Source organism: Thiemannella venezuelensis, assembly GCF_014203605.1.
Classification (GTDB): Bacteria; Actinomycetota; Actinomycetes; order Streptosporangiales; family Streptosporangiaceae; genus Planomonospora_A; species Planomonospora_A venezuelensis.
Genome location: NZ_JACHJJ010000016.1, coordinates 64,245 through 87,091, shown reverse-complemented (window position 1 = coordinate 87,091; position 22,847 = coordinate 64,245). Strand labels below are relative to the sequence as shown.

Annotated in this window: 19 protein-coding genes; 5 read left to right on the top strand and 14 right to left on the bottom strand. The window is 73.7% G+C overall.

Translation table 11 applies throughout. The features are described 5' to 3' along the window. Nucleotides 1–127: 127 nt before the first annotated feature. The 5 genes from FHS22_RS22695 to FHS22_RS22675 all read right to left on the bottom strand — a co-directional run bounded on the left by FHS22_RS22695 (nt 128) and on the right by FHS22_RS22675 (nt 4,688). Nucleotides 128–832 (bottom strand): response regulator transcription factor, encoded by a 705-nt coding sequence (locus tag FHS22_RS22695; protein ID WP_184944594.1) that lies wholly within the window; start codon nt 830–832, stop codon nt 128–130. A gap of 62 nt (nt 833–894) precedes the next feature. After that, nucleotides 895–1,470, bottom strand: coding sequence for a hypothetical protein (locus FHS22_RS22690; RefSeq protein ID WP_184944593.1), 576 nt, complete (start codon nt 1,468–1,470; stop codon nt 895–897). Nucleotides 1,471–1,477: 7 nt separating this feature from the next. Further along, entirely contained in the window at nt 1,478–2,725 is a 1,248-nt protein-coding gene (locus FHS22_RS22685) for an ABC transporter permease (RefSeq protein ID WP_184944591.1), read from the bottom strand. Continuing rightward, nucleotides 2,722–3,540 (bottom strand): ABC transporter ATP-binding protein, encoded by an 819-nt coding sequence (locus tag FHS22_RS22680; RefSeq protein ID WP_184944589.1) that lies wholly within the window; start codon nt 3,538–3,540, stop codon nt 2,722–2,724. Before FHS22_RS22680 ends, FHS22_RS22685 begins: the two co-directional genes overlap by 4 nt. Then, a complete protein-coding gene (locus FHS22_RS22675; RefSeq protein ID WP_184944588.1) occupies nt 3,537–4,688 on the bottom strand; it encodes an efflux RND transporter periplasmic adaptor subunit in 1,152 nt (383 codons plus the stop codon). Before FHS22_RS22675 ends, FHS22_RS22680 begins: the two co-directional genes overlap by 4 nt. Before the next feature lie 147 nt (nt 4,689–4,835). Here FHS22_RS22675 and FHS22_RS22670 point away from each other — a divergent pair, with 147 nt between their 5' ends. Then, a complete protein-coding gene (locus FHS22_RS22670) occupies nt 4,836–6,719 on the top strand; it encodes an efflux RND transporter periplasmic adaptor subunit (RefSeq protein ID WP_184944586.1) in 1,884 nt (627 codons plus the stop codon). 63 nt (nt 6,720–6,782) lie between these two features. Here the strand turns inward: FHS22_RS22670 and FHS22_RS22665 are convergent, their stop codons facing one another. From FHS22_RS22665 to FHS22_RS22645, 5 genes are all read right to left on the bottom strand, one after another. Then, entirely contained in the window at nt 6,783–8,189 is a 1,407-nt protein-coding gene (locus tag FHS22_RS22665) for a sensor histidine kinase (RefSeq protein ID WP_184944584.1), read from the bottom strand. After that, entirely contained in the window at nt 8,189–8,896 is a 708-nt protein-coding gene (locus tag FHS22_RS22660) for a response regulator transcription factor (RefSeq protein ID WP_338047887.1), read from the bottom strand. Before FHS22_RS22660 ends, FHS22_RS22665 begins: the two co-directional genes overlap by 1 nt. A gap of 35 nt (nt 8,897–8,931) precedes the next feature. Continuing rightward, nucleotides 8,932–10,134: an L-2-hydroxyglutarate oxidase gene (gene lhgO, locus FHS22_RS22655; protein WP_184944582.1), complete on the bottom strand. Its 1,203-nt coding sequence runs from the start codon at nt 10,132–10,134 to the stop codon at nt 8,932–8,934. A gap of 91 nt (nt 10,135–10,225) precedes the next feature. Next, a complete protein-coding gene (locus FHS22_RS22650; protein ID WP_184944580.1) occupies nt 10,226–11,251 on the bottom strand; it encodes an NAD-dependent epimerase/dehydratase family protein in 1,026 nt (341 codons plus the stop codon). Between the two features lie 109 nt (nt 11,252–11,360). Beyond that, nucleotides 11,361–13,772 (bottom strand): SCO7613 C-terminal domain-containing membrane protein, encoded by a 2,412-nt coding sequence (locus tag FHS22_RS22645; protein ID WP_184944579.1) that lies wholly within the window; start codon nt 13,770–13,772, stop codon nt 11,361–11,363. A gap of 170 nt (nt 13,773–13,942) precedes the next feature. Between FHS22_RS22645 and FHS22_RS39000 the strand changes: the two genes are divergently transcribed. After that, nucleotides 13,943–15,601, top strand: a complete 1,659-nt coding sequence (locus tag FHS22_RS39000) for a methyl-accepting chemotaxis protein (protein ID WP_221473975.1) — start codon at nt 13,943–13,945, stop codon at nt 15,599–15,601. A 118-nt stretch (nt 15,602–15,719) separates the two neighbouring features. On the opposite strand, the gene FHS22_RS22635 is transcribed toward FHS22_RS39000, so the two are convergent. Then, nucleotides 15,720–16,877 carry a hypothetical protein gene (locus FHS22_RS22635; protein WP_184944575.1) on the bottom strand — a complete coding sequence of 386 codons (1,158 nt, stop codon included), beginning with the start codon at nt 16,875–16,877 and terminating at the stop codon, nt 15,720–15,722. A 213-nt stretch (nt 16,878–17,090) separates the two neighbouring features. Between FHS22_RS22635 and FHS22_RS22630 the strand changes: the two genes are divergently transcribed. The 3 genes from FHS22_RS22630 (at nt 17,091) to FHS22_RS22620 (ending at nt 20,086) form a co-directional block, all read left to right on the top strand. After that, a complete protein-coding gene (locus tag FHS22_RS22630; RefSeq protein ID WP_338047886.1) occupies nt 17,091–17,513 on the top strand; it encodes a serine hydrolase domain-containing protein in 423 nt (140 codons plus the stop codon). Between the two features lie 24 nt (nt 17,514–17,537). Then, a complete protein-coding gene (locus tag FHS22_RS22625; protein WP_184944571.1) occupies nt 17,538–19,010 on the top strand; it encodes an ATP-binding protein in 1,473 nt (490 codons plus the stop codon). Between the two features lie 107 nt (nt 19,011–19,117). Then, nucleotides 19,118–20,086 (top strand): aldo/keto reductase, encoded by a 969-nt coding sequence (locus tag FHS22_RS22620; protein WP_184944570.1) that lies wholly within the window; start codon nt 19,118–19,120, stop codon nt 20,084–20,086. A gap of 101 nt (nt 20,087–20,187) precedes the next feature. Here the strand turns inward: FHS22_RS22620 and thpR are convergent, their stop codons facing one another. The 3 genes from thpR to FHS22_RS22605 all read right to left on the bottom strand — a co-directional run bounded on the left by thpR (nt 20,188) and on the right by FHS22_RS22605 (nt 22,764). Further along, nucleotides 20,188–20,850: an RNA 2',3'-cyclic phosphodiesterase gene (gene thpR, locus FHS22_RS22615; RefSeq protein WP_184944568.1), complete on the bottom strand. Its 663-nt coding sequence runs from the start codon at nt 20,848–20,850 to the stop codon at nt 20,188–20,190. Further along, nucleotides 20,804–22,108: an MFS transporter gene (locus FHS22_RS22610; protein ID WP_338047885.1), complete on the bottom strand. Its 1,305-nt coding sequence runs from the start codon at nt 22,106–22,108 to the stop codon at nt 20,804–20,806. The genes thpR and FHS22_RS22610 overlap by 47 nt, the downstream gene beginning before the upstream one ends. Before the next feature lie 200 nt (nt 22,109–22,308). After that, nucleotides 22,309–22,764 (bottom strand): MarR family winged helix-turn-helix transcriptional regulator, encoded by a 456-nt coding sequence (locus FHS22_RS22605; RefSeq protein WP_184944566.1) that lies wholly within the window; start codon nt 22,762–22,764, stop codon nt 22,309–22,311. Between the last annotated feature and the right edge of the window lie 83 nt (nt 22,765–22,847).

Below are 22,847 nucleotides of genomic sequence, written 5' to 3'. Positions count from 1 at the left end.
TCCCCCGCAGCTGGAGACGGGCCCCGGGCCTTCCTCGTCTTCCGGGGCGATCTGGGGTCGTACTCCCCTCATTGGACCGCACCAAGCTCAGGGGCAGGTCCGGCCAACCTGAAGATAAGCTGAAAATTCAATCACTTTGCGGCGGCCGGAGGACGTACCCCACGCCGCGCAGGGTGTGGATGAGCCGGGGCTCGGCCGTGTCGATCTTCCGCCTGAGGTAGGAGACGTAGGACTCGACGACCCCGGCGTCGCCGCCGAAGTCGTAGTTCCACACGTGGTCGAGGATCTGCGCCTTGGACAGCACCCTGCCAGTGTTGATCATGAAGTAGTGCAGGAGCTTGAACTCCGTCGGCGAGAGCCGCACCATCGCACCGCCCTTCCACACCTGGTGGGCCTCCTCGTCCAGCTCCAGGTCGCCGACGCGCAGCCGCACGGGCAGGTCGAGGTCCCCCCGGGTACGGCGCAGCACGGCCCGGATCCTGGCCAGGACCTCCTCCAGGCTGAACGGCTTGGTGACGTAGTCGTCGGCCACCTTCAGCCCGGTCACCTTGTCGTCGGTGCCGTCCCGCGCGGTCAGGAAGAGCACGGGCATCTGCCCGCCCATCTCCCGCAGCCTCCCGGCCACCGCGAACCCGTCCATGTCGGGCAGCATCACGTCGAGAACGACGAGGTCGGGGCGGATCCGCTCGGCGAACTGCACGGCCTCCCTGCCGTCGGCCGCGGTCATGACCTCGAACCCCGACAGGCGCAGGCTGGCCGAGAGCAGCTCCCGGATGTTCGGTTCGTCGTCCACCACCAGCAGGCGGGCCTCAACTCTGTCCAGCACATCCATGAGGCTTGCTCACCTCCCTGGGGAAGGGCTCAGCATCGGCTGAACGTTTCCTGAGAGCCAGGTCACCGGCCACGGGCGGCCCCCTCGCTGATCGACGTGGCGGTCACCGACCCGTCCTCGCCCCTGGCCCCCTGGACGACGACCGTCTTCCCGGCGCCGAGGTCGGCGACCTTCCCCTCCCGGCTGATCCGCACGGCCGTCTCACCGGTGGTGGTCACGGTGACGACGGAACCGTCCGCGGCCTGGACGTAGACCTTGTCCCCCTCCACCTTCTGCACCGTGCCGACGGTCATGCCGCCCGGACCGCCCTGCCGGCCGTTCTGGCCGCCCTGCTGCCCGCTCTGCTGGCCGCCCTGCTGTCCGCTCTGTCCGCCGCGGAAACCACCGGACCCGCCGTATCCCTGCGGGACGCCCTGCCCGCCCGGGCCCTGCGGCGCCGCGGCGTTCCCCGAGGCGCCGCCCACGGCCTTCTCCAACTGGATGCCCGCGACCACGCCCGCGACCAGCGTCACCCCGGCGGCGAGCGCCACGGTCAGCGCGGAGAAGCTCCGCCCGGGCCGTACGGCCAGCTCCCGGTCCAGGTCCCCGGCGAACGGAGAGGTCTCCAGCAGCTCCGCGTCGTTCTTCTTCTCGACCATGTCTCTCCTACTCGTGGCGCAGGGCCTGGATGGGACGGAGCTTGGCCGCCCGGTTCGCCGGGTAGCTCCCGAAGAACAGGCCGATGCCGACCGAGACGCCGAGTGCCAGCACGATCGAGGAGGGCACGAGCACGGGTTCGATCCCGGCGATCGTGAACCGGGTGCCGGCGAAGGCGACGGCGAGCCCCGACAGGCCGCCCACCAGGCTCAGCACCGTCGACTCCACCAGGAACTGGCCGAGGATCGCGCCCCGGGGCGCCCCGATGGCCTTCCTGATGCCGATCTCCCGGGTCCGCTCGGTGACGGTGACCAGCATGATGTTGGTGATTCCGATCCCGCCGACCAGCAGGGAGATCGCCGCGACCGCGCCGAGCAGCGTGGTGAAGACCCCGATCGTCGAGCTGACGGTCTCCTGCAGGGCGGCCTGGTTGAGGATGCGGTAGTCGGCGGTGCCGGTGGGGGTGATCCCGTGCCGCTGGTCGAGGATGGCCGTCACCTCGGCCTGCGCCGAGTCGGCGGTCTCGGCGCCGGTGGCCTGCACGATGATCGAGCCGAGCGGGCCGAACCCGGTCAGGCTCTGCTGTACGGCGGGCAGCGGCACGACGGCCACGTCGTCGGCGTCCTGCATCCCGGAGGATCCCGACTCCTTGAGCACACCGACCACGGTGAACGGGACCCCGGAGACGCTGACCTGCCTGCCGACCGGGCTCACCGCGCCGAACAGCGCCTCGGCCACGGTCTTGCCGATCACCATGACCTTGCGGGCGGCGAGCACGTCGTCGTTGACGAAGTAGGTCCCGGTCTCGACCGGCTTGTTCGTCGCCTCGAAGTAGCTCGGGTAGGTCCCGACGAGCTGGGAGATCGTGTGGCTCGCGCCCTCGTGGACGGCGGCGGAGGAGTTCGCGGTCACCACCGGGGAGACGCTCTTGACCGACGGGGCCTGCTCGGGGTCCGCCAGCGCCCTGGCGTCCTCCAGGGTGAGCTGCCTGGCCTGGGTGCGCGGCCCGGACTGCCTGACCCCGCCGCCCCCTCCGAAGCCCCCGCCGCCCCCGGCGAAGGAGGCCGAGACGGTGAGGGTGTTGGCGCCGAGCCGCTGGATGCTCTGCTGGATGCTCTGCGAGGCGCCCTCGCCGAAGGCCACCAGGAGGATCACCGCCGCCACCCCGATGAGGATGCCGAGGGTGGTCAGGAAGCTGCGCAGCTTGTTGGCCGCCAGGCCGCGCAGCGCGAAACGGAGGATCTCCAGCGGGCTCATCCGGCCGCCTCCGCGCCCGCCGCCGTATCCGCCGCCGTGCCCGTCATCGTGCCCGTCATCGTGCCCGTCATCGTGCCCGTCATCGTGCTCTTCCGGACGGCCATGCGGGGCGGGAGCCCCTCGGCCGGGGCCTGCCGGCGGTCCTCGACGATCCGCCCGTCCACCAGGCGGACGACCCGCTTGGCGTGGGCGGCCACGTCGTCCTCGTGGGTGATGATCACGATCGTCCTGCCGGAGGCGCTCAGCCCGTCGAGGATCTCCAGCACGTCCTCGGTCGACCGGGAGTCGAGGTTGCCGGTCGGCTCGTCGGCGAGCAGCAGGGCCGGCGAGGTGACCAGCGCCCTGGCCACCGCCACCCGCTGCTGCTGCCCGCCGGAGAGCTCGTTCGGCTCGTGGTGGATCCGGTCGGAGAGCCCGACCTGCTCCAGCGCGGCCAGCGCCCGCGCCCTGCGCTCGGCGGCGCCGACCCCGCCGTAGGCCATGGGCAGTTCCACGTTGGCCAGCGCGCTCATCCTCGGGATCAGGTTGAACGACTGGAACACGAACCCGATCTTCCGGTTCCGCAGGATGGCGAGCTGCTTCTCGTTCAGGGCTCCGACGTCGGTGCCGTCGACGAGGTAGGCGCCGGACGTGGGAACGTCCAGGCAGCCGAGGATGTTCATGAGCGTCGACTTGCCGGAGCCCGACGCGCCCATGATGGCCACGTAGTCGCCCTTCTCGACGGTGAGGGAGACCCCGCGCAGGGCGCGCACCCGGGCGTCGCCCTCGCCGTAGACCATGACCAGGTCGCGGACCTCCAGGACCGGGGCGGTCACCGGCCGACCCCGCTCATGCCTGGCCCGCCGAAGCCGCCGCGGTTGCCGCCGGTGCCGCCGAGGCCGGGGAGGCCGCCGCCCTGCTGGGTGGTACCGGTGGCGGCGGCCGGCCGTACCACCCGGTCGCCTTCGGCGAGCCCCGAGACGATCTCCGTGAGCTGGTCGCCCTTCACGCCGAGCTCGACCGGGGCGGAGACCTGCCGGCCGTCGCGCAGGACGGTCACGGTGCTCTGCCCGCCCGCGGTGGAGATCACGGTGGAGGAGAGTGCGAGCACGTTCCCGGCCTCCTCGACGACGACCTTCACGGTCGCGGTCTGGCCGAGCCTGACCTCGTCCGGCACCTCGGTGAAGGAGATCGTCACCGGGTACTGGACCACGTTGTCGCTGGTGGCCGCGGTCGGCTGGATCTGAGTGATCTTCCCGGTCGCGGTGACGCCGGTCAGCGCGTCGAAGGTGATCGAGGCGGTCTGGCCGACCTTCATCCTGATCACGTCCGACTCGGTGAAGGAGCCGGTGACCTGGAGCTTCCCGGTGTCGGCGAGCTCGATGAAGCCGCCGGCCGTACCGGTGGAGCCGCTCGATCCGCCCGAGCCGCCGGACGCCCCCGTCGAGCCCGACGAGCCGGAGGGCCCCGAAGAGCCGCCGACGGTGCCATTGACCGCGATGACCGTGCCCGCGAAGGGAGCCTTGATCACCGTTCCGGCCACGGCGCGCTTCGCCTCCCGGTAGGCGTTCCTCGCCTCGATGTACTGGGCGTACCCGGCGGCGGTGGAGGTGTCGTCGTCCGCGGTGCCGAGGGCGGCGGCGGCCGCGTCCAGGCTCTCCTGCGCCGCGGCGTCGTCCAGCCGGGCGAGGATCTGCCCCTTGCCGACCTTCTCCCCCGCCCTGACGTAGACCTTCTCGACCGTGCCGCTCGATCCGAAGGCCAGCGCCCGCGCCCGGCCGCTCTCCACGGTTCCGGAGGCGGTCACCGAGGCGGTCACCGTGCCCCGGCCCACCGTCACGGTCCGCACCGCGGCGCCGGACTCGGCCCCGGCCGGCGAGGCCGGGGCGCCGAGGGACGAGTAGGCGACCCCGGCCCCGCCCAGCAGCAGGACCCCCAGGGCCCCGTTCACGATCAGCGCTCTGCGCTTGGTCGACACCTTCACAGGGGCAGACCCTCGCGCACGATGCTTGGGCCAAGCCCGAGTGAAGCTGAAGGTTCACTCCAGACGCCGGAAGGGGGAGAGGGCACTCAGGCAACCTTCAGGCGCCCCTGAGGGGGAAATGAATCACGCGGGCCAGGATGGTCCGCCATGAGACCGAGCAATCTCCCGAAGACCCTGCGGACGGGCGGACCGGTCCTGGCCGCCCTCGTCCTGGCGGGAGCGGGCGCGATCTACGCGACGGGCGGCGACACGTCCGAGGCGCCCCGGGTCGAACTCGCCGCGGCCAGGCGGGGAACGGTCACGGCCGCGGTGTCCGCGGCGGGCGGCACCGTCGATGACGACACCCGCGAACTGGCCTTCGGCTCTTCGGGGAAGGTCACCCGGGTCTACGTGAAGGCCGGGGACGAGGTCGGCGAGGGCGACGTGCTCGCCAGGATCGACTCCACCGCCGCCCGGGAGCGCCTCGCCGCCGCCCGGGCCCGGCTCGCCGCCGCCCGGGAGTCCCTGCAGGAGGCGGAGAGCGGCGGTTCCTCCAGCGGTTCCGGCGGTACGGCCACCGCCCGGACGCAGACCGGGTCCGGGCCGTCCCCTCAGGCGAGCTGCCCGCCCACGGGCGGGGCGGCCGCCACGAGGACCCCCGCAGCCACGAGGACCCCCGCCGCCACGGGTGGCCCGGCCCCGTCGGGCCGTCCCGCCGCCACCGCGGCCCCCGGCCCGACCGGGTCCGGGTCCGGGTCGGCGGCGCCGTCCGGGCCGGCCGCGGCGGAGCAGCCGGGGCGGATCCCTCCCGCAGGCGGCGCCGTACCCGCCGCCTACACCCACGCTCCGGCCACGACGCCCGGCCCGGCGTCGCCGTCCCCCTCCGCCTCCGTTCCCCCCGAGCCCCGGCCCGTGCCGACGGTCACGGTCACGGCGACCCCCACCGTGACCGTCACGGTCACCGCCACCGCCACCGCCACCGCCACCGCCACCGTCACGGCCACTGCCACCGTCACGGCCACTGCCACCGTCACGGCCACTGCCACTGCCACGGCCACGCCGCCCGCGCCCCCGTCGGCGGCGCCGGGCGGGGGCCCGTCCGCGAGCCGGGAGCCGGCCTCCCCCGCGGCCTCCTCGCGGCCCACGGCGCAGACCGGCGCGGGCGCCACGCCGAGCGCGACGCCCACGGCCGGCGCGGGTTCCCGGCCGACCGCAGGGGGCACCCCCGCGCCGGACGCCTCCACCGCCTGCGCGGGGCAGGGCAGCGGCACCGGCACGACCCCCCGGACGAGCGGGACGGGCACCGCCGGAACGGCCTCGCCGACCGGCACGGGCGGCACGGCGGCAGGCCGCGACGGCACCGGGACCACCGCCGCCGGCGGGACCGGCGGCGCGCGGCGCGAGCCCGGCGTGGAGCAGGCCGAGGCCGAGGTGAAGCGGGCGGAGGCCGAGCTGACCGACGCCGAGGAGGAGTTCGCGGGCGTGCGGATCGTCGCCCCGAAGGCGGGGACGGTCCTGTCCGTGGCCGGAGCCGTCGGCGACAGCGCGGGCACCGGCGCGTTCGTCACCCTGGGCGACCTCGACGAGCTCCAGGTGTCGGCGCTGTTCACCGAGTCCGACATCGGGAAGCTGAGACTCGGCCAGCGGGCGACGATCACCCTGGCCGCCCTCCGCGGCGAGAAGCACCCCGGCACGGTCACCCGCATCGATCCCGCCGCGACCGCCACGGACCGGCTCGTCCGGTACGCGGTCACCGTCGCCTTCGACGACCCGCCGAAGGACCTCCTGGTCGGCCAGAGCGCCACGGTCACGGTGACGGTCGAGGAGTCGGAGGAGACGGTCTACGTCCCGGCGCAGGCCGTGAGGACCGGTTCGGACGGCTCGCCGGTGGTCACGATCCGGGACGGCGAGCACCGGGCGGTGAAGACCGGCGTCCGCGGCGACCAGTACGTCGAGATCGTCGAAGGGCTCTCCGAGAACGACCAGGTCATCATGGCGAACACGACCGGCAGTGCGTTCCCCGACGGGAGCTGGCCGCAGAGCTCCCCGTGATCCGGGGTCCCGCCTCCGTCCCGCCTCTCCGCGCGGGGCGGGACCCGACGGGGAAGCCCCTCGTCAGTCGGGGCCGGGGGCGAAGTCGACGTCGGGGGCGAGGGGGAGGGCGACCCGGAAGACGGCGCCCCCGCCGGGGGCGGACTCGACGCCCACCGTGCCCCCGTGGGCCTCGACCATGGCCGCGACGATGGCGAGGCCGAGACCGCTGCCGCCGCCGCCCGGATCGCGGCGGCCCCGGGCGGAGTCCACCCGGTAGAACCGTTCGAAGACCCGTTCGCGCTGCTCGGCGGTGAGGCCGGGCCCCTCGTCGGCCACCTCGACGACGGCCGTCTCGCCCCGCGCGCGGAGCACCATCCGCACGGGCGTGCCCTCCGGGGTGTGGGTGAGGGCGTTGGTCATCAGGTTGCCCACGACCTGGCGGAGCCGTACCTCGTCGCCGGAGACGATCAGCGCGGCGCCGTCGACCGAGAGCGTGATCCCACGGTCCGGGGCCAGGATCCGGGCGTCGTGCACGGCGTCCGCGGCGATGGCGAGCAGGTCCACCGGCCGCATGGCCATCGGGCGCTGCTGGTCCAGCCGGGCCAGCATGAGCAGGTCGTCCACGAGCGTGCCCATCCGGACCGCCTCCGACTCGACCCGGGCCATCAGCGGCCCGGGGTCGGTGCCGGGCGCCTGGCGGTAGAACTCGGCGAACCCGCGGATCGACGTCAGCGGCGTGCGGAGCTCGTGCGAGGCGTCGGCGACGAACCGGCGCATCCGCTCCTCGGAGCCGCGGGCCGCGCGTTCCGACTCCGACCGCGCCCGGAACGCCGTCTCGATCTGGGCGAGCATGCCGTTCAGCGACCGGCCGAGGCGGCCGACCTCGGTGGTCGGGTCCGTGTCGGGGACGCGGCGGCTCAGGTCTCCGGCGGCGATGGCCTCGGCGGTGCGCTCGATCTCCTCCAGCGGGCGCAGGCTCCGCCGGATGACCGCCACGCCCACCGCCGCGAGCACCAGCATCAGCCCGCCGCCGCCGAGGACCACCACCAGGGCGAGCTGCCCGACGATCTGCCGGACCTCCGCCATGTCGACGGCCACCACGAGGCTCCCGCCGCCCTCCAGCGGCTGGACGCGGACCCGCCATCCCCTGACCTCGACGGGCTCCGTCCCCATGCCGGGGGGCAGCGGCGGCAGCGGCTTGCCCTCCACGTCCACCCCGCTGAGCGGGACGATCACCCGGCCCTGCGGGCCGCGGAGCTCCGCCCTCATGTCGGGCGGCATGATCTTGTTGGCCAGGTCGAAGGGAGCGGGGCGGTTCAGGCGGCGGAGCAGGTTCTCGGTGGTGATGTCGATCTGGTTGTCCACCCGGTCGATCAGGTAGCCCCGCATGATCGAGACGCTGCCGATGCCGATCAGGGTCAGCGCGACGGCCAGCAGCAGCAGGACGACCAGGATGAGTTTGACCCGCAGGGGCGGACGGCCGAACATCAGGGGCCCGGGGGGAGGCGGAGCACGTAGCCGACCCCGCGCAGGGTCTGGATCATCCGGGGGTCGGCGTTGTCGATCTTCCGGCGGAGCACGGAGACGTAGGACTCCACGATCCCGACGTCGCCGCGGAAGTCGTAGTCCCACACGTGGTCGAGGATCTGCGCCTTGGAGAGCACCCGCCCCGCGTTCGCCATGAAGTAGCGCAGCAGCTTGAACTCGGTCGGGGAGAGCGGCACGGCCCTGCCCTTGCGCCAGACCTCGTGGCTCTCCTCGTCGAGCTCGATGTCGGCGAAGGTGAGCCGGGGCGGCCGGGTGTACTGCTCCCTCCCGCCGGTACGGCGCAGCACGGCGCGGATCCGGGCGACGACCTCCTCCAGGCTGAACGGCTTGGTCACGTAGTCGTCGCCGCCCGCGGTGAGCCCGCGGATCTTGTCCTCGACGGCGTCGCGGGCGGTGAGGAACAGCACGGGCGTGTCGGTGCCGCCGCCGCGCAGCCGCCGGACGACGTCGAAGCCGTCCATGTCGGGGAGCATCACGTCGAGCACGATGAGGTCCGGGCGGTGCCGCTGGACGGCGGCGACCGCGTCGGTGCCGGTGCCGGCGGTGTTCACGCCGAACCCGGCGAAACGCAGGCTCGCGGCCAGCAGTTCGAGGATGTTGGGCTCGTCCTCGACGATCAGCAGGCGGGCCTCGGATGATTCGCTCACGAGAATTATCTTCACCCGCCCACATGAGAAAGCCGTTAAGAAGTCAGATCAGAGGTTATCCCTACCAAGTGCCTGGCTATGGCCAAGCTTGACGTCGCGGCAGGGGACGGGGCGTTGCGGATCAAAGTGACCCGGCCGGAGGTGTCGATGACGAAGTCGTCCTTCATGCTCCCGTCGCGGGCCACGGCCTGCGCCCGCACGCCGCCGTCGGTCCTGACCAGGTCTGCCGCGGTGAGCGCGGGGACGTAGCGGCGCGCCGCCCTCAGGAAGGCGCCTCTGGACAGGGAGCCGAGCACCTCCCTGATCCCGGTCCGCCAGTGCTGTGCGGCCATCCGCCGGGTGCCCGCCCAGGCCGCGATCCGGCGCAGGTCGGCGAGGTCGACGTCGCGCCAGGAGTAGCCCTCCAGGGCGAGCGCCATCACCGCGTTGGGGCCGACGAGCACCTCGCCGTCGATCCTGCGGGTCAGGTGCACGCCGAGGAACGGGTAGCGGGGATCGGGCACCGGGTAGACCAGCCCTCGGACCAGGTCCTTCGCCTGGCCCGCCAGCGCGTAGTACTCCCCCCGGAAGGGGATGATCCGCACGTCTCCGGCGGCCCCCGCCATCCGGGCGACGGCGTCGGTGCCGAGCCCCGCGCAGACGATCAGCCGGTCGAAGCCCATCCTGCGCCGCCCGGCCGGGCCGTCCACCAGCGCCTCGACCCCGTCCGCGGTCTGCCGCAGCGCGCGGACCGGGTGCGAGAGCCGTACGGAGCCGCCGTTCTCCTCGACGTCGCGGGCCAGGCGGCGGGCGACCGCCGGGAAGTCGGCGATCGCGGTGTGCGGGGAGTGCACGGCGGCCACCCCGACGGCGTGCGGCTCGACCTCGCGCAGGGCCAGCGCGTCCAGCTCGGCGATGCCGGGCACGCCGTTCTCCCGGGCGCGCGCGGCGATGGCCCGCAGGCCGGGCCGCTCGGCGGGGGTGGAGGCGACGACGAGCTTGCCGACCTCGTCGTAGCCGATGGCGTGCTCGGCGCAGTACTCGCGCAGCAGGGCCATCCCCTCCCGGCAGAGCGTCGCCTTGAGCGAGCCGGGCCGGTAGTAGATCCCGGCGTGCACGACCCCGCTGTTGTGCCCGGTCTGGTGGGCGCCGACGCGGTCCTCCTTGTCGAGGACGGTCACCTCGGCGCCGCGCGCCAGCGCGAGCTCCCTGGCCACGGCCAGGCCGACGATGCCCGCGCCCACGATCCCGACTTTCATCGCGTGTCCTTCCGAGAGTTCATGACGCGGCCCGGTGCGTTCACGGCGCGGCCCCGATCACGGCGCGGCCCCGATCACGGCGCGGCCCCGATCACGGCGCGGCCCCGCCCGCGAGCCGGCCGGCCTTCGCCGGGGCGAGGTGGCCCTCCGCGGCGAGCCAGCGGATCGCGTCGGCGACGCTCTCCCGGACCGGCCGGAGATCCACCTTCAGCTCGGTCAGGGTGGGCCCGTCGTCGGCGCGCACCATCGTGGTCATCATTTCCGCCGCGTCCCTGGTCAGCGGGTAGGCGAAGGGCCTGACCCGCTTGAGGAGGTCCAGCACCGCCGCCGCGCCCAGCAGCAGCCGGCCGGGCACGCCGAACCTGCGGCACCGGCCGCCGGTCACCTCGTCGCAGACGTCGGCGAGCTGCGCCCAGGTCAGGAAGTGCCCGCCCAGCATGAACCGGCGCGGCCCCCGGCCCGCTTCCAGGGTGCGGGTCAGGACCACCGCCAGGTCGCGGACGTCGACCACGCCGACCCCGCCCGAGGTGATCGGCCAGCCCTGGCCTAGCCCGGCGCGCAGCCCCTCCATCAGCGCGTCCGGCGAGGGCTGGTGCGGCCCGACGACCCCGCCCGGGTAGACGATCACGACGGGCACCCCGCGCCCGGCCAGCTCGCGCGCGTACAGCTCGCCGGAGACCTTCGACCTGCCGTAGGCGTTGCGCGGCGAGGAGAGCGGGCTCCCGGTCGTGATCACCTGCCCGGACGGCGGGACGAACACCGCGACGGTCGAGACGTGCACGATCGGGTCGAGACCGAGCTCCGCGGCCTGCCCCAGGACGTTCCTGAGCCCGGTCACGTTGGTCCCCGCCAGGTCGTCCGCCCGGCCGACGACGCCGATCTCGGCGGCGGCGTGGACGACCGCGTCGCACTCTCCGAGCCCGGCCCGTACGGCCGCCGCGTCGCGGATGTCGGCCGGGTGCAGCGGGACCGGCCCGGTGACCCCGACCGCGGCCAGGACCCTGCGTGCCTTGTCCGGGTCGCGCACCAGCAGGAGCGGCTCGTGCCCGGCGGCGAGCAGCGCCGCCACCGTGTGTGAGCCGACGAAGCCGGACGCTCCGGTCACCAGAACGCGCATCCCCGAAAGCTAGCGGCAACCCGCCCGCGGGAGAAGAGGAACCGGGGCGGATCACCGCGCCCGGCACCCGGCCCGTCGCGCCCGACGGCCGCCGCGCCCCGCGCCCGCGTCACCGCATCCGCCCCACGGCCGCCCGCAACCGCCGCACCTCCCGCAGGCGGGCCTCGTAGGTCGCCCCGACCACCACCAGGAGCAGCCCGCCCAGCGCCATCGGCACCCAGCGCGGCACCGCCAGGACCGCCTGGGCGATCCAGGGCGCCAGCTCGTGCAGGGCGACGGCGGCCAGCGTCAGACCGCCCAGCACCGCCGGCGCCTGGAGCCGGAAGCGGGTCCCGGCCAGGAGCACCGCGAGCGCGAGCGCGCCGAGCAGCAGCGGCCGGGTCCAGCCGCCGCCGGGCAGCGCGACCACGCTGGGCAGCAGGCCGGAGACGAGCCCTGAGCCGTAGGCGGCCCAGGAGGAGGACGCCCCGCCCCGCGCCCTCCACCAGCCGAAGGCCAGCAGGACCAGCGCGAACGGCGCCGTGTACGCCTCGACCACCGTGATGTCGGAGGCGAGCAGCCGCAGCCAGGTGGCCGCCAGCAGGAACCCGGTCCCCGCGTACGCCGCCTGCCGCCGGTCGGGCCGCAGCGCCGTACCCGCCAGCAGCACGCCGACGACGGCGCAGGCCAGGCTGATCATCGGCAGGTCCCGGACACCGGGGAGCAGCGAACCGTGGACGGCCAGCGCCAGCCCGCAGGCCGCCAGCAGGTAGCCGGCCGCCTCCAGTCCGGTCGCGGCGTCCGCCGCCCGGAGCCGCCACCCGGTCCCCGCGCCGGTGCCCGCTCCCTCCTCCCGCGCCGCCGGCAGGCCGTACGGCCCGCGCCGCCATCCCGCCACCGCCGCCGCCAGGCAGGCCGCGGCGAGCAGGCCGAACGCCGCGTACCGGGGCTGCAGGCCGAGCTCCGCCTCGACCGCCAGGACCTCCCCGCCCGCGAGCAGCGCCGCGATCCCGGCACCCGCGGCGCGCACGGTCCGCGTCCGGCCCCCGCAGGCGGCCGCGGTCCAGGCGAGCGCCAGGATCGTGAGCGCGACGTGGGTGGCGGTCCGCTCCGCCAGGGCCGTGACGGCGGCCTGCAGGGTGACCGCCCCCGCCGTGACCGCGAGACCTCCGGCCGTGAACCCCCCGGCCGTGAACCCCCCGGCCGTGAACCCCCCGGACGAGGAGGTTCCGGCCGTGCGGTTCCCCGCCCGCCCCAGCCCGCCGGTCCCGGCCGCTCCGGTGAGCGCCGCCCCGGCCACGAGCGCCACCGCCGGCACGAGGAGGGCGGCGAGCCCGCCCGGGAGGCCCCAGCCGAGGGCCGCCGGCGCGAGCGCCACGCCGAGCGTGCCGAGCACCAGCGCGGCGGCTCCGGACAGCGTCCGCCCGCTCACCCCGGCCGCCGGCTCATGACCGTCCGCCGCGGATCCCGCGGGCTCGGGCACCGGTCCCCCGCCCTCGTGCGCCGCCCCGGGAGCGGCCCTCCTCCAGGCCGCCGCCGAGGCGGCCGCGAGGAGCCCGAGGACGACCACCGGCGCGGGGGACGCGGCGGACCACTCCTCGCCGTACCCGTGCGCCCCCGACCAGATCCCGTCCAGGCGGGCGAACGGCCCGGACAGCGTGCGGGTGATGTCGTCCCAGGACGGGAGCAGGGTCAGCGCGGCCACCGCGGCACCGGCGAACGCGCCGGCGGACCGGACCGAGGGCTCTGCCCGGCCGGGCAGGTACAGCGCCGCGGCGGCGACCGCCAGCCCCGCGACCGTGTACGGGAGCACCTGCCACGCCGGGCGGACGAGCGGGAGGACGGCCGCCGCGGCCCCGGCGGCCAGCGCGGACGCCGACACCGCCGTGAGGATCTCGCGCACTCCCGCGGCCGCCCGGAGCGCCACGGCGACCCCGGTCACCGCCAGTACGGCGAGCAGCGCGCCCCCGGCCAGGGAGGACGGCCACGCACCGGAGGAGAAGTCCGGCACCAGACCGGAGTCCAGGAGACCGACCAGCACCCCCGCCGTCCACACGGTCCCGAACGACACCGCCGCCGTCCCCCGGACCCCCGGCAGGCGCCTCTCCCGCCGAGCGGTGGACACCAGCAGAGCGGCGTCGGCCGCGGCCGTCGCCGCGAGCGCGGCGGTGACCCAGGCCGCCGTCCGGTCCACCGCCAGCAGCGGGAGCGGGAACTGGGCCAGGGCGATCGCGACCGGCAGCGGCAGCTTCAGCGGGACCAGCCGGGAGTATCCCGCCAGGGCGAGCGCCACCGCGGCCAGCGACCCGGCCGCGTAGTCGTTCCCGGCGAGGTCGCCGAGCCCGGCGGGTCCGGCCTGCCGGGCCGCGTAGCAGTCCAGGAGGAGCAGGGCGGCGCCGAGCACCGCGACCGTCTCCGCGGTGGCGGCCAGGCCGCGCCGCACCAGGAGCTTCGGCACGGCCAGCGTCACCGCGGTGAACCCGGCCAGGACCGCGGCCCGCCCGCCGATGCCGAGCCGGCCCCAGCTCACGACCGTGAACACGACCGCCGCGACGACGAGCAGCAGCCCGCTTGCGGTGAACTACTCAGTTCGACCTGAGTATCCGCTTCCCCCGGCGGCTCAGGTACCGGATCCCGCTGCCGATGGGCAGTCGCAGCCCCTCTGTCCTGCGCTGCTCTCCGACTCACCGAACTCACATTAAGGACCCGACCGTGAACGACTCCGCCGCCCGCGCCGCCGAACCCGTGGCGACCGTACGCCGCAATCCGGTGCTGGGCTGGTTCGCCGACCGCCGCATCAGTACCAAGATCCTTGTCACCGTGCTGATCATGGCGGCCATGGGCGCAGGCGTCGGCGTCGTCGCGCTCACCCGGATGAGCGGGCTGAACGACGATCTGAACACCCTCAAGCAGGGCAACGTCGAGCGTCTCATCCACCTCAGCGACATGCGCGGCAACATGGCCGACATGATCGACGCCACCCTCGGCTACAGCACCATCCCCGACCCGCAGATCAAGGCGGAGGCCAAGAAGAACGTGGAGGACTACACCTCGGCGGTGACCTCCGAGTTCGAGGCGTACCGGGCCGCCGCTCCCTCCGACCCCGCGTGGCAGAAGGCCGTGGCGGACTTCGACGAGGCGTGGACGCGTTTCCGGTCCATGCGCGACGCGGTCATGTTCGGTGAGAACCCGGCGGAGGGGATCGGCACCCCCGCCGAGATCCGGACGCTGCTCGCCGAGTTCGGCACCGTCACCGCCGAGTTCAAGGACGCCCTCAAGCGGCTGGCGGAGTACGAGCAGAAGGGCGCCGAGGCGACGACCGCCGCGGCCGCGGAGGAGTACGGAAGCGCCCGCGACCTGATCCTGGTGCTGCTCGGTGTCGGCCTGCTGCTCGCCCTGGGACTGGCGCGGATCGTCTCCCGCCAGATGACGCGTTCGGTGGACACGCTCTCCCGGAGCCTGGAGGCCGCCGCCCGGGGCGACCTGACCCTGGAGGCCGAGGTGACCTCCCACGACGAGATCGGCCAGATGGCGGTGGCGGTCAACCAGGCCCACGCCGCCATCCGCCAGGCGATCGCGGCACTGGCCTCCAGCGCCGACACCCTGACCGCCAGCTCCGGTGAGCTCTCGGACGTCAGCACCCGCATCGCCGCCTCCGCCGACGAGGCCTCCACCCAGGCCAACAACGTCGCCGCGGCCGCCGGGCAGGTCTCGCAGAACGTGCAGACCGTCGCCGCGGGCAGCGAGGAGATGGGCGCCTCCATCCGGGAGATCGCGCACAACGCCAACGAGGGCGCCAAGGTCGCCTCCCAGGCGGTGTCGGTGGCCACCTCCACCAACGAGACCGTCGCCAAGCTGGGCGCCTCCAGCGCCGAGATCGGCTCGGTCATCAAGACGATCACGAGCATCGCCGAGCAGACCAACCTGCTGGCGCTCAACGCCACCATCGAGGCCGCCCGCGCCGGCGACGCCGGCAAGGGCTTCGCGGTCGTCGCCGGGGAGGTCAAGGACCTGGCCCAGGAGACCGCCAAGGCCACCGAGGACATCGCCAGGCGGGTCGAGGCCATCCAGGCCGACACCGAGAGCGCCGTCGCCGCGATCGCCGAGATCAGCGACATCATCGCGCGGATCAGCGACTACCAGCTCACCATCGCCTCGGCGGTGGAGGAGCAGAGCGCCACCACCAACGAGATGAACCGCAGCGTCGCCGAGGCCGCCCAGGGCAGCGCCGGCATCGCCACCAACATCTCGGTGCTGGCCGACGCCGCCCAGGTGACCGCCGAAGGCGTGTCGGAGAGCCGGAAGGCCGCGGCCAACCTGGCCGAGCTGTCCACCCGCCTGCACGACCTGGTCTCCCGCTTCCGCTACTGAGACGCCGCCCGGTGACGGGGCCGCCGCCGTACGGATCACGAGGCGCGGCCCCGCCCCGGAGGCCGGACGGGTGGCGGCCGGCGCCGGGAGCGCGGTGCGTCCGCCGGTCCCGGGGGCGTCAGCGGGTCCGGCGCGCGATGAGCGCGATGACGCCGGTGGCCCCGGCCGCCACGGCCAGCCAGAGAGCCACGGCCCCGGTCGGCACCCCGGCGTCGCCCCGGTCGTCCGCGGCGGCCGTACCGCCCCCCGCCGCCTCCGTACCGGTGCTCGGCTCCGGGGCGGTGCTCGGCTCCGGGGCGGTGCTCGGCTCCGGGGTGGGCGTGGGCGCCGCCGCCCGCAGGACCTCCTCGGGCAGCGGAATCCGGTGGACCGGGCTGCCGGCCCCCTCGGTGCCGGTCAGCAGCGCCGTGCCGTCGGCCGTGTACGCGATCGACTCGGCCTGCTCCAGCTGCGGCATCGCCACCTTGGCGAGCTGCTCGCCGGGGGCGCTGTAGACCGTGGCGGAGAAGTAGGTGCGGATCACGAAGCTCGACCCGTCGGGGGCGTAGGCCGCGTCGGTCGCCATGATCGGCGCGGGGCCGACCCGGCGCAGGATGTTGGCCCTGCCGGTGCGCAGGCGCTTCGGGGCCTCGTAGACCGAGCCGGAGAACTCCTTGCTCACGATGTAGAGCCGCCCGGTACGGGGGTGGACCATGATCCCCTCGGCGTTGTGCCCGCCGTCCTCGTAGCGGAAGCGGTACCGCACGGCCGGGAGGGCGGCGTCCCGCAGCGAGGCGGGCTCGGCCACCCTGTAGACCGAGATGTCGGGCCACGCCCCCTCGAAGTTGTCGCCGATGTCGGCGAACCAGAGCACCCCCCGCCCGGTCTCCGGGTCCGTGGACGCCGCCATCCCCTCCCAGTCCCGGGCGGCCGCGCCCCGCAGGGTGAACGTCGCCCGGGTCCGCCCGTCGCCCCCGACGGCGAAGAAGACCGGCCCCGCCTCGCTGTCGTTGTGGGTGTAGTAGACGTCCTCGTGCGCCGGCGAGACCGCCAGTCCGCTCGACTCGGTGATCCGCTCGTCCTCGAACCGGAAGAGGACCCGCTCCTCCTCCCCCTCGACCGGTACGGCCCCCACCCGGACCCCGGCCGCGCCGGCCGTCCGGGTCCCGGCCTCGATGCCCGCCCGCGCCGCGGATCCCGTCTCCGCCCACGCGCCCGCCCCGGCGAACACGGCCGCCGTGACCATCCCGGCCGCGACACCCCCTCGAATCAGGACATCCCTCGCTCTGCTGCGCACTCAGCCATCATGCCTCGACTGTGCCGCGCACACGTGCAACGACAAGCGGCGAGACCTCTGACCAGGCGTCCCCATTCAGCGATCATGCCCTGACAGCAGCTCGCGCAGGCGCCGCAGGAGGCGCTCGTCCGCGTCGAGGATCGCCGCGGCGTTGTCGAACAGGGCGGCCGCCATCGGGGAGATGCCCGCTTTCAGTTCCCGGCCCCGCTCGTTGTGTCGCCTGACCCGGCCAGTTCCTCCTCCGCCTTCCCCAGCTGCGCGAGGGCCTCGTCACGGGGGAGCAGGTGGATCCAGGACGCGGCCTACATCGCCACCGAAGGCTTCACGCAGATCATGGGCACACCGCGGACGCGCGATGAGCTGATCGCGAGCTTCCGGGACCGCCCCGCGCTCTTCGCCCCCGGCGAGCGGATGAGCTACAGCAACTCCGGCTGGGTGCTGCTCGGCGCCGTGGTCGAGAGGCTCACCGGCCAGTCCTACGACGGCTACGTCCGGCGGGAGACCCTCACCCCGCTCGGCATGGACGGGAGCGGGCTGGGGCGCCAGGGCGACGTGCTCACCGGCCACGCCGAGGGCTACATGGCCCAGGGCGGACGGGTCGTCCGCATGCCAGAGGTATATCTCTTAGGGTTATAGTTCTAAGAGGTATACCTCAAGAATGTGCCCGATGATCCACAAACCGACCATGTCTTCGCGCGGGACGCCGAGTGGGCCGCGCTGAGCCGGTTCGCGCTGAGCCGGGCACCCAGCACCCGGCTGGGCGTGGTCAGCGGCCGGCACAGGCAGGGCAAGACCTTCCTCCTCAACGCCCTCGCCGAGCAGGTGGGCGGTTTCTACTTCGTGGCCACCGACGACACCGAGACCGAGGGCCTGCGCCGGTTCGGCGAGGCACTGGCCCTCCACGCCAGCGGCGGGGGCCAGTACCACTTCGACAACTGGGATCAGGCCGTTGACCGGCTCTACGCCACGGTCCCCGAGGGCATCATCGTCATAGACGAGTTCCCCTACCTGGCCAAGGCCAGCCCCGTCCTGCCCTCACTGCTCCAGCGAGCCCTGGATCCGGGCGGTACGGCACGGCGGTCGGAGGCCAGACTGCTGCTCTGCGGATCCGCAATGTCGGTGATGGGCGGTCTCCTGGCGGGCAACGCCCCGCTCCGCGGCCGGGCGAGCCTCGAACTCGTCGTGAATCCCATGGACTACCTCACCGCCGCCCGGTTCTGGGGCTGCGACCACGACCCCGAACTGGCGGTCCTCCTCCACGCCGTCGTCGGCGGCACCCCGGCCTACCGGCACGAGCTCGTCTACTCCGACGCCCCCGCCTCACGCGACGAGTTCGACGACTGGGTGGTCAGAACCGTGCTCAACCCGATGGTCCCGCTCTTCCGCGAGGCCCGCTACCTCCTCGCCGAAGAGGCCGACATCCGCGACCCCGCCCTCTACCACGCCGTGCTCGGGGCCATCGCCACCGGGCACAACACGCGCGGCGGCGTCGCGAGCCACCTCGGGCGCCCTTCGACCCACATCAGCCACCCGCTGACGGTGCTGGAGGACAGCCGCCTGATCATCCGCGAGCAGGACGCGTTCGCCTCCGGCAAGTCCGTCTACCGGATCGCCGAACCGCTCATCACCTTCTACGAGAGCGTCATGCGCCGCACGTGGAGCTTCCTCGAACGCGGACTCGCCGAGCAGGCCTGGGCCGTCTCCGGCAGCGGCTTCCGCTCCCAGGTCGTCGGCCCCCACTTCGAGGAGCTGTGCCGCGAGTTCACCATCCGCAACAGTCTGGAGCTGTTCGGCGAGCTCCCGGCGCAGGTGGCCTCCGGCATCGTGCCGAACCCCGCGACGAGGAAGCAGATCCAGGTCGACGTCGCCGCACTGGCCCCGGGCGAGCCCGGCAGGCCTTCCCGCCTGCTCGCCCTGGGCGAGGCGAAGTGGGGCAAGACCATGGGCCTGCGCCACCTCGAACGGCTCCGCACGGCCAGGGACCTGCTGGCGGTCAGGAAGTACGACACGGAGGGCACCCGGCTGATCTGCTACAGCGGCGCCGGTTTCGACGCCGACCTCCGCGCCGCGGCGGCGGGCGACGACAGGATCGTCCTCGTCGACCTCCCCCGCCTGTACGGCCGGACGGCCTGAGCGTGCCCTGTCCCGACGCCGGTGAGCCCGCCGTCGGTGGATCGGTGACGGACGCGCCCGGAACGGAACTCGCCTGGAGTGCACTCCAGGTACCTAGGGTGGGTCCCATGGATTACACGCAGCTTGGCCGTACCGGCCTGAAGGTCAGCCGCCTCTGCCTGGGCACCATGAACTTCGGCCCCGCGACCACGGAGGAAGACTCCTTCGCGATCATGGACCGGGCCCACGAGCTGGGGATCAACTTCTTCGACACCGCCAACGTGTACGGGTGGAAGAAGGGCGAGGGCATCACCGAGAACATCATCGGCCGCTGGTTCGCCCAGGGCGGCGGCCGCCGGGAGAAGACGGTCATCGCCACCAAGCTCTACGGCGGGATGGGCGACTGGCCCAACGAGGACCGGCTCTCGGCGCTCAACATCCGCCGGGCCTGCGACGCCTCGCTCAAGCGCATGCAGACCGACTACATCGACCTGTACCAGGCCCACCACGTCGACCGGAACACTCCGTTCGAGGAGTTCTGGGAGGCCATGGACATCCTGAAGCAGCAGGGCAAGATCCTGTACGTCGGCTCGTCCAACTTCGCGGGCTGGCACATCGCCAAGGCCGAGGAGGCCGCCCGCCGCCGCAACAGCGTCGGCCTGGTCTCCGAGCAGTCCCACTACAACCTGATCGTCCGGGCCGCCGAACTGGAGGTCGTCCCGGCCTGCGAGGACTACGGGCTCGGCCTGATCCCGTGGAGCCCGCTCGCGGGCGGCCTGCTCGGCGGCATCCTGCGGAAGATCGACAAGGGTCGCTCGGCCTCGGAGACCATGGTCAAGGAGCTGGACAAGCACCGCGACAAGATCGAGCGCTACGAGGCGTTCTGCGACGAGCTCGGCGAGGACCCGGCCAACGTCGGCCTGGCCTGGCTGCTGCACCAGCGGGCCGTCACCGCGCCGATCATCGGCCCGAGGACGCTGGAGCAGCTCGACGGCACCCTCAGGGCGCTGGAGATCGAGCTCGACGAGAAGGCACTGGCCCGCCTCGACGAGATCTTCCCCGGCTTCAAGACGGCCCCCGAGGAGTACGCCTGGTAGCAGGCGCTCAGGAGAGCAGGGAGCCGACCACCACGAAGAGCACGAGCAGTGCGAGCACCATGGGCAGCAGCCAGCGACGGGGACGATCCACGTCCTGGAGCCTAGCCCCGACCACCGGGTGCCCGTGCCGCAAGGGGCCATTCCGCCACGGTCTCGTACCGGATCTCGGCCCCGAGGCGGCTCCGCACCAGGTGGACGGCTCCCGCCTCCCAGGGGGTCCCGGCGAACGGGCCGAGGGCCCCGACCAGGGGGCTCACGTCGGCGTCGAACCGCGACCTGGCCAGGGTCAGGTGCGGGCGGAACCGCTTGCTCTCGTCCACCTGTACGGCTCCCGCCCGCCGGGCCCCCGCCCTGACGGACTCGGCCAGGCGGACGATCCGGGGACGTCCCCGCCGCGGGTCCGCGCCGTCCCGCGGGCGGCCGCCCCACCGGCCCGGCTCGCTGTGCGGACCCGTCTCGCCGGGCGGGTCCGCGCAGTCGCGCAGCCCCGCCCAGAGGACCCGCGCCCGGCGGGCCGAGGGGAACGCCCCGGCACCGGTGAACGCCAGCGTCATCGGCGCGTGGCGGGAGGCGGCGCGCGCGAGCCGGACCTCCAGCTCGGGCAGGACCTCCTCGGCCACCTCCCCCAGGAACGCCAGCGTCAGATGCCAGTTCCCCGGATCGGCCCAGCGCAGGCGCGGCCAGGCGGCGCGGTGGGGTTCCAGCGCGCGCGCGAGCTCATCGCGCGCCCGCTGCGGCGGCAGCAACGCCGCGAACAGTCGCATGCGACCTCCTGCCGATCACCTTCGCCAGCATTATCGCCGCACCGACCCCGGCCAGCGTGAGCGCCCCGCCGATCACCACGCCTGCGCGCGGACCGCCCAGATCGGAGATCCAGCCGATCAGCGGCGCGCCGATCGGGGCGCCGCCGGTGAAGACCAGCACGTAGATGCCCATCACCCGGCCGCGCATCTCCGGCGAGACGGCGAGCTGGACGCTGGAGTTCGCGGAGGTGTTGACGGAGATCAGCGCGACGCCGGCGGGGACGAGCAGGAGCAGGTAGAGCGGGTACCACGGGGCCAGGCCGGTGAGGATCTGGAGCAGGCCGAACGAGACCGCGCCGCCGATCAGCAGCCTCCTGCTGGGCCTGACCCGCCGGGCCGCCATGAGCGCGCCGCCCAGCGCGCCCACCGCGAACATGCTGGAGGCCAGCCCGAAGGAGGCCGCGCCCGAACCGAAGACCTCCCCGGCCATCAGCGCTATCGACATCGAGAACGACTGCGTGACCAGCGACACGAAGCCGATCAGCAGGATCGGCATGAGCAGCTCCTGCCGCTCCAGGACGTAGCGCAGGCCCTCGCGGAGCTGGCCCTTCTCCCGGGGCACCGGCTCGGGGGTGGTGAGCTCCGAGGCGCGCATCATCGCCAGGCCGCCGAGCACGGCCAGGAACGAGACCGAGTTGATCAGGAAGATCGGCCCGGTCCCGCCGAGCACGGCGATCAGCACACCCGCGACGGCGGGGCCGACCACGCGGGCCAGGTTGAAGCTGGAGGCGTTCAGCGCGATCGCGTTGGACAGGTCCTTGCGGCCGACCATCTCGACCACGAACGACTGCCGGGTCGGCACCTCGACGCAGGCGATGAGGCCGAGCGCGAAGGCCATCACCCAGACGTGCCAGACCTGCGCGACGCCGGTCACGGTGAGCACGCCCATGGTCAGCGCGAGCAGGCCCAGGAGCGACTGGGCGACGAAGAGCAGCTTCCGCTTGGGGTAGCGGTCGGCGAGCATGCCGCCCCAGAGCCCGAACACCACCATCGGCAGGAACTGCAGCGCGGTGGTCACGCCCAGGGCGACGGCGGCGGAGCTCCCGTCCGCGAGGTCCAGGACCAGCAGGTCCTGCGCGGTGCGCTGCATCCACCCGCCGACGTTGGAGACCACGCCGCCGATCGCGAAGAGCCGGTAGTTGCGGTTGCCCAGTGACCGGAACATCCCGCCCCGCGCCTCCGGCACGGCCTGGACGCTCCCGGTCTCGACGGCCTGCACCTCGCGCGCGGCCGCCTGCCTCGCGGCCCGCCGCCGGCGCAGCCGCGCCCGTATCCCGAGCCTCTTGCCGGGTACGGCGTCCGCGTGCGCCCCGGGTACGGCACGCGGCCCGGTGACTCGCGCCTCTGCGGCTTGCGCCTCTGTGACTTGCGCCTCGGCCCCTGCGGGGACGGCCGAGGCGCCGGGTTCCTCGGGGTCGGCTAGATCCGGCTGAGCTTCTCCAGAATCGGAGCCGCCTGCCGGAGCACCGCCCGCTCCTCGGGAGTCAGCTCCTTCAGCCGCTGCGTCAGCCACGCCTCCCTGCGGCGGCGCTCCTCCTTCAGCAGCGCCGAACCCTCGGCGGTCACGCTCACCGTCACCTGCCGCCGGTCGGTCGGGTGCGGTGTACGCGACACCAGCCCCCGCTCTTCCAGCGCGGCGATCACGCGGGTCATCGAGGGCGGCTGCACCTTCTCGTGCTCGGCCAATTCGCCGGGGGTTATCCCGGAATGCAGTTCCACGGCGACGAGCGTCGCGACCTGGGTGGGGGTCAGCGAGTGGCCCGTGCCCTGCCTGCGCAGGCGCCTGGTCAGGCGTGCCAGTGACACGCGCAGCGCCGATGCCAGACCGGCGTCGCTGCGCAGGTTCGCGACGGGGTCCTTCCTGGGTGTGTTCATTCGCAAGACTCATTACTCTTGCTAACGATATCCGACCGCGTCACATTCCCTCCAGCTCAGGTTTCATTCCCGCGAGCCGTACA

Excerpts from the sequence above, each read along its gene's own strand:
- FHS22_RS22665 (WP_184944584.1), bottom strand. The coding sequence starts at position 8,189 with ATGTTCGGCCGTCCGCCCCTGCGGGTCAAACTCATCCTGGTCGTCCTG.
- thpR (WP_184944568.1), bottom strand. The coding sequence starts at position 20,850 with ATGCGACTGTTCGCGGCGTTGCTGCCGCCGCAGCGGGCGCGCGATGAG.
- FHS22_RS22605 (WP_184944566.1), bottom strand. The coding sequence starts at position 22,764 with ATGAACACACCCAGGAAGGACCCCGTCGCGAACCTGCGCAGCGACGCC.
- lhgO (WP_184944582.1), bottom strand. The coding sequence starts at position 10,134 with ATGAAAGTCGGGATCGTGGGCGCGGGCATCGTCGGCCTGGCCGTGGCC.
- FHS22_RS22685 (WP_184944591.1), bottom strand. The coding sequence starts at position 2,725 with ATGAGCCCGCTGGAGATCCTCCGTTTCGCGCTGCGCGGCCTGGCGGCC.
- FHS22_RS22650 (WP_184944580.1), bottom strand. The coding sequence starts at position 11,251 with ATGCGCGTTCTGGTGACCGGAGCGTCCGGCTTCGTCGGCTCACACACG.
- FHS22_RS22695 (WP_184944594.1), bottom strand. The coding sequence starts at position 832 with ATGGATGTGCTGGACAGAGTTGAGGCCCGCCTGCTGGTGGTGGACGAC.
- FHS22_RS22620 (WP_184944570.1), top strand. The coding sequence starts at position 19,118 with ATGGATTACACGCAGCTTGGCCGTACCGGCCTGAAGGTCAGCCGCCTC.
- FHS22_RS22690 (WP_184944593.1), bottom strand. The coding sequence starts at position 1,470 with ATGGTCGAGAAGAAGAACGACGCGGAGCTGCTGGAGACCTCTCCGTTC.
- FHS22_RS22670 (WP_184944586.1), top strand. The coding sequence starts at position 4,836 with ATGAGACCGAGCAATCTCCCGAAGACCCTGCGGACGGGCGGACCGGTC.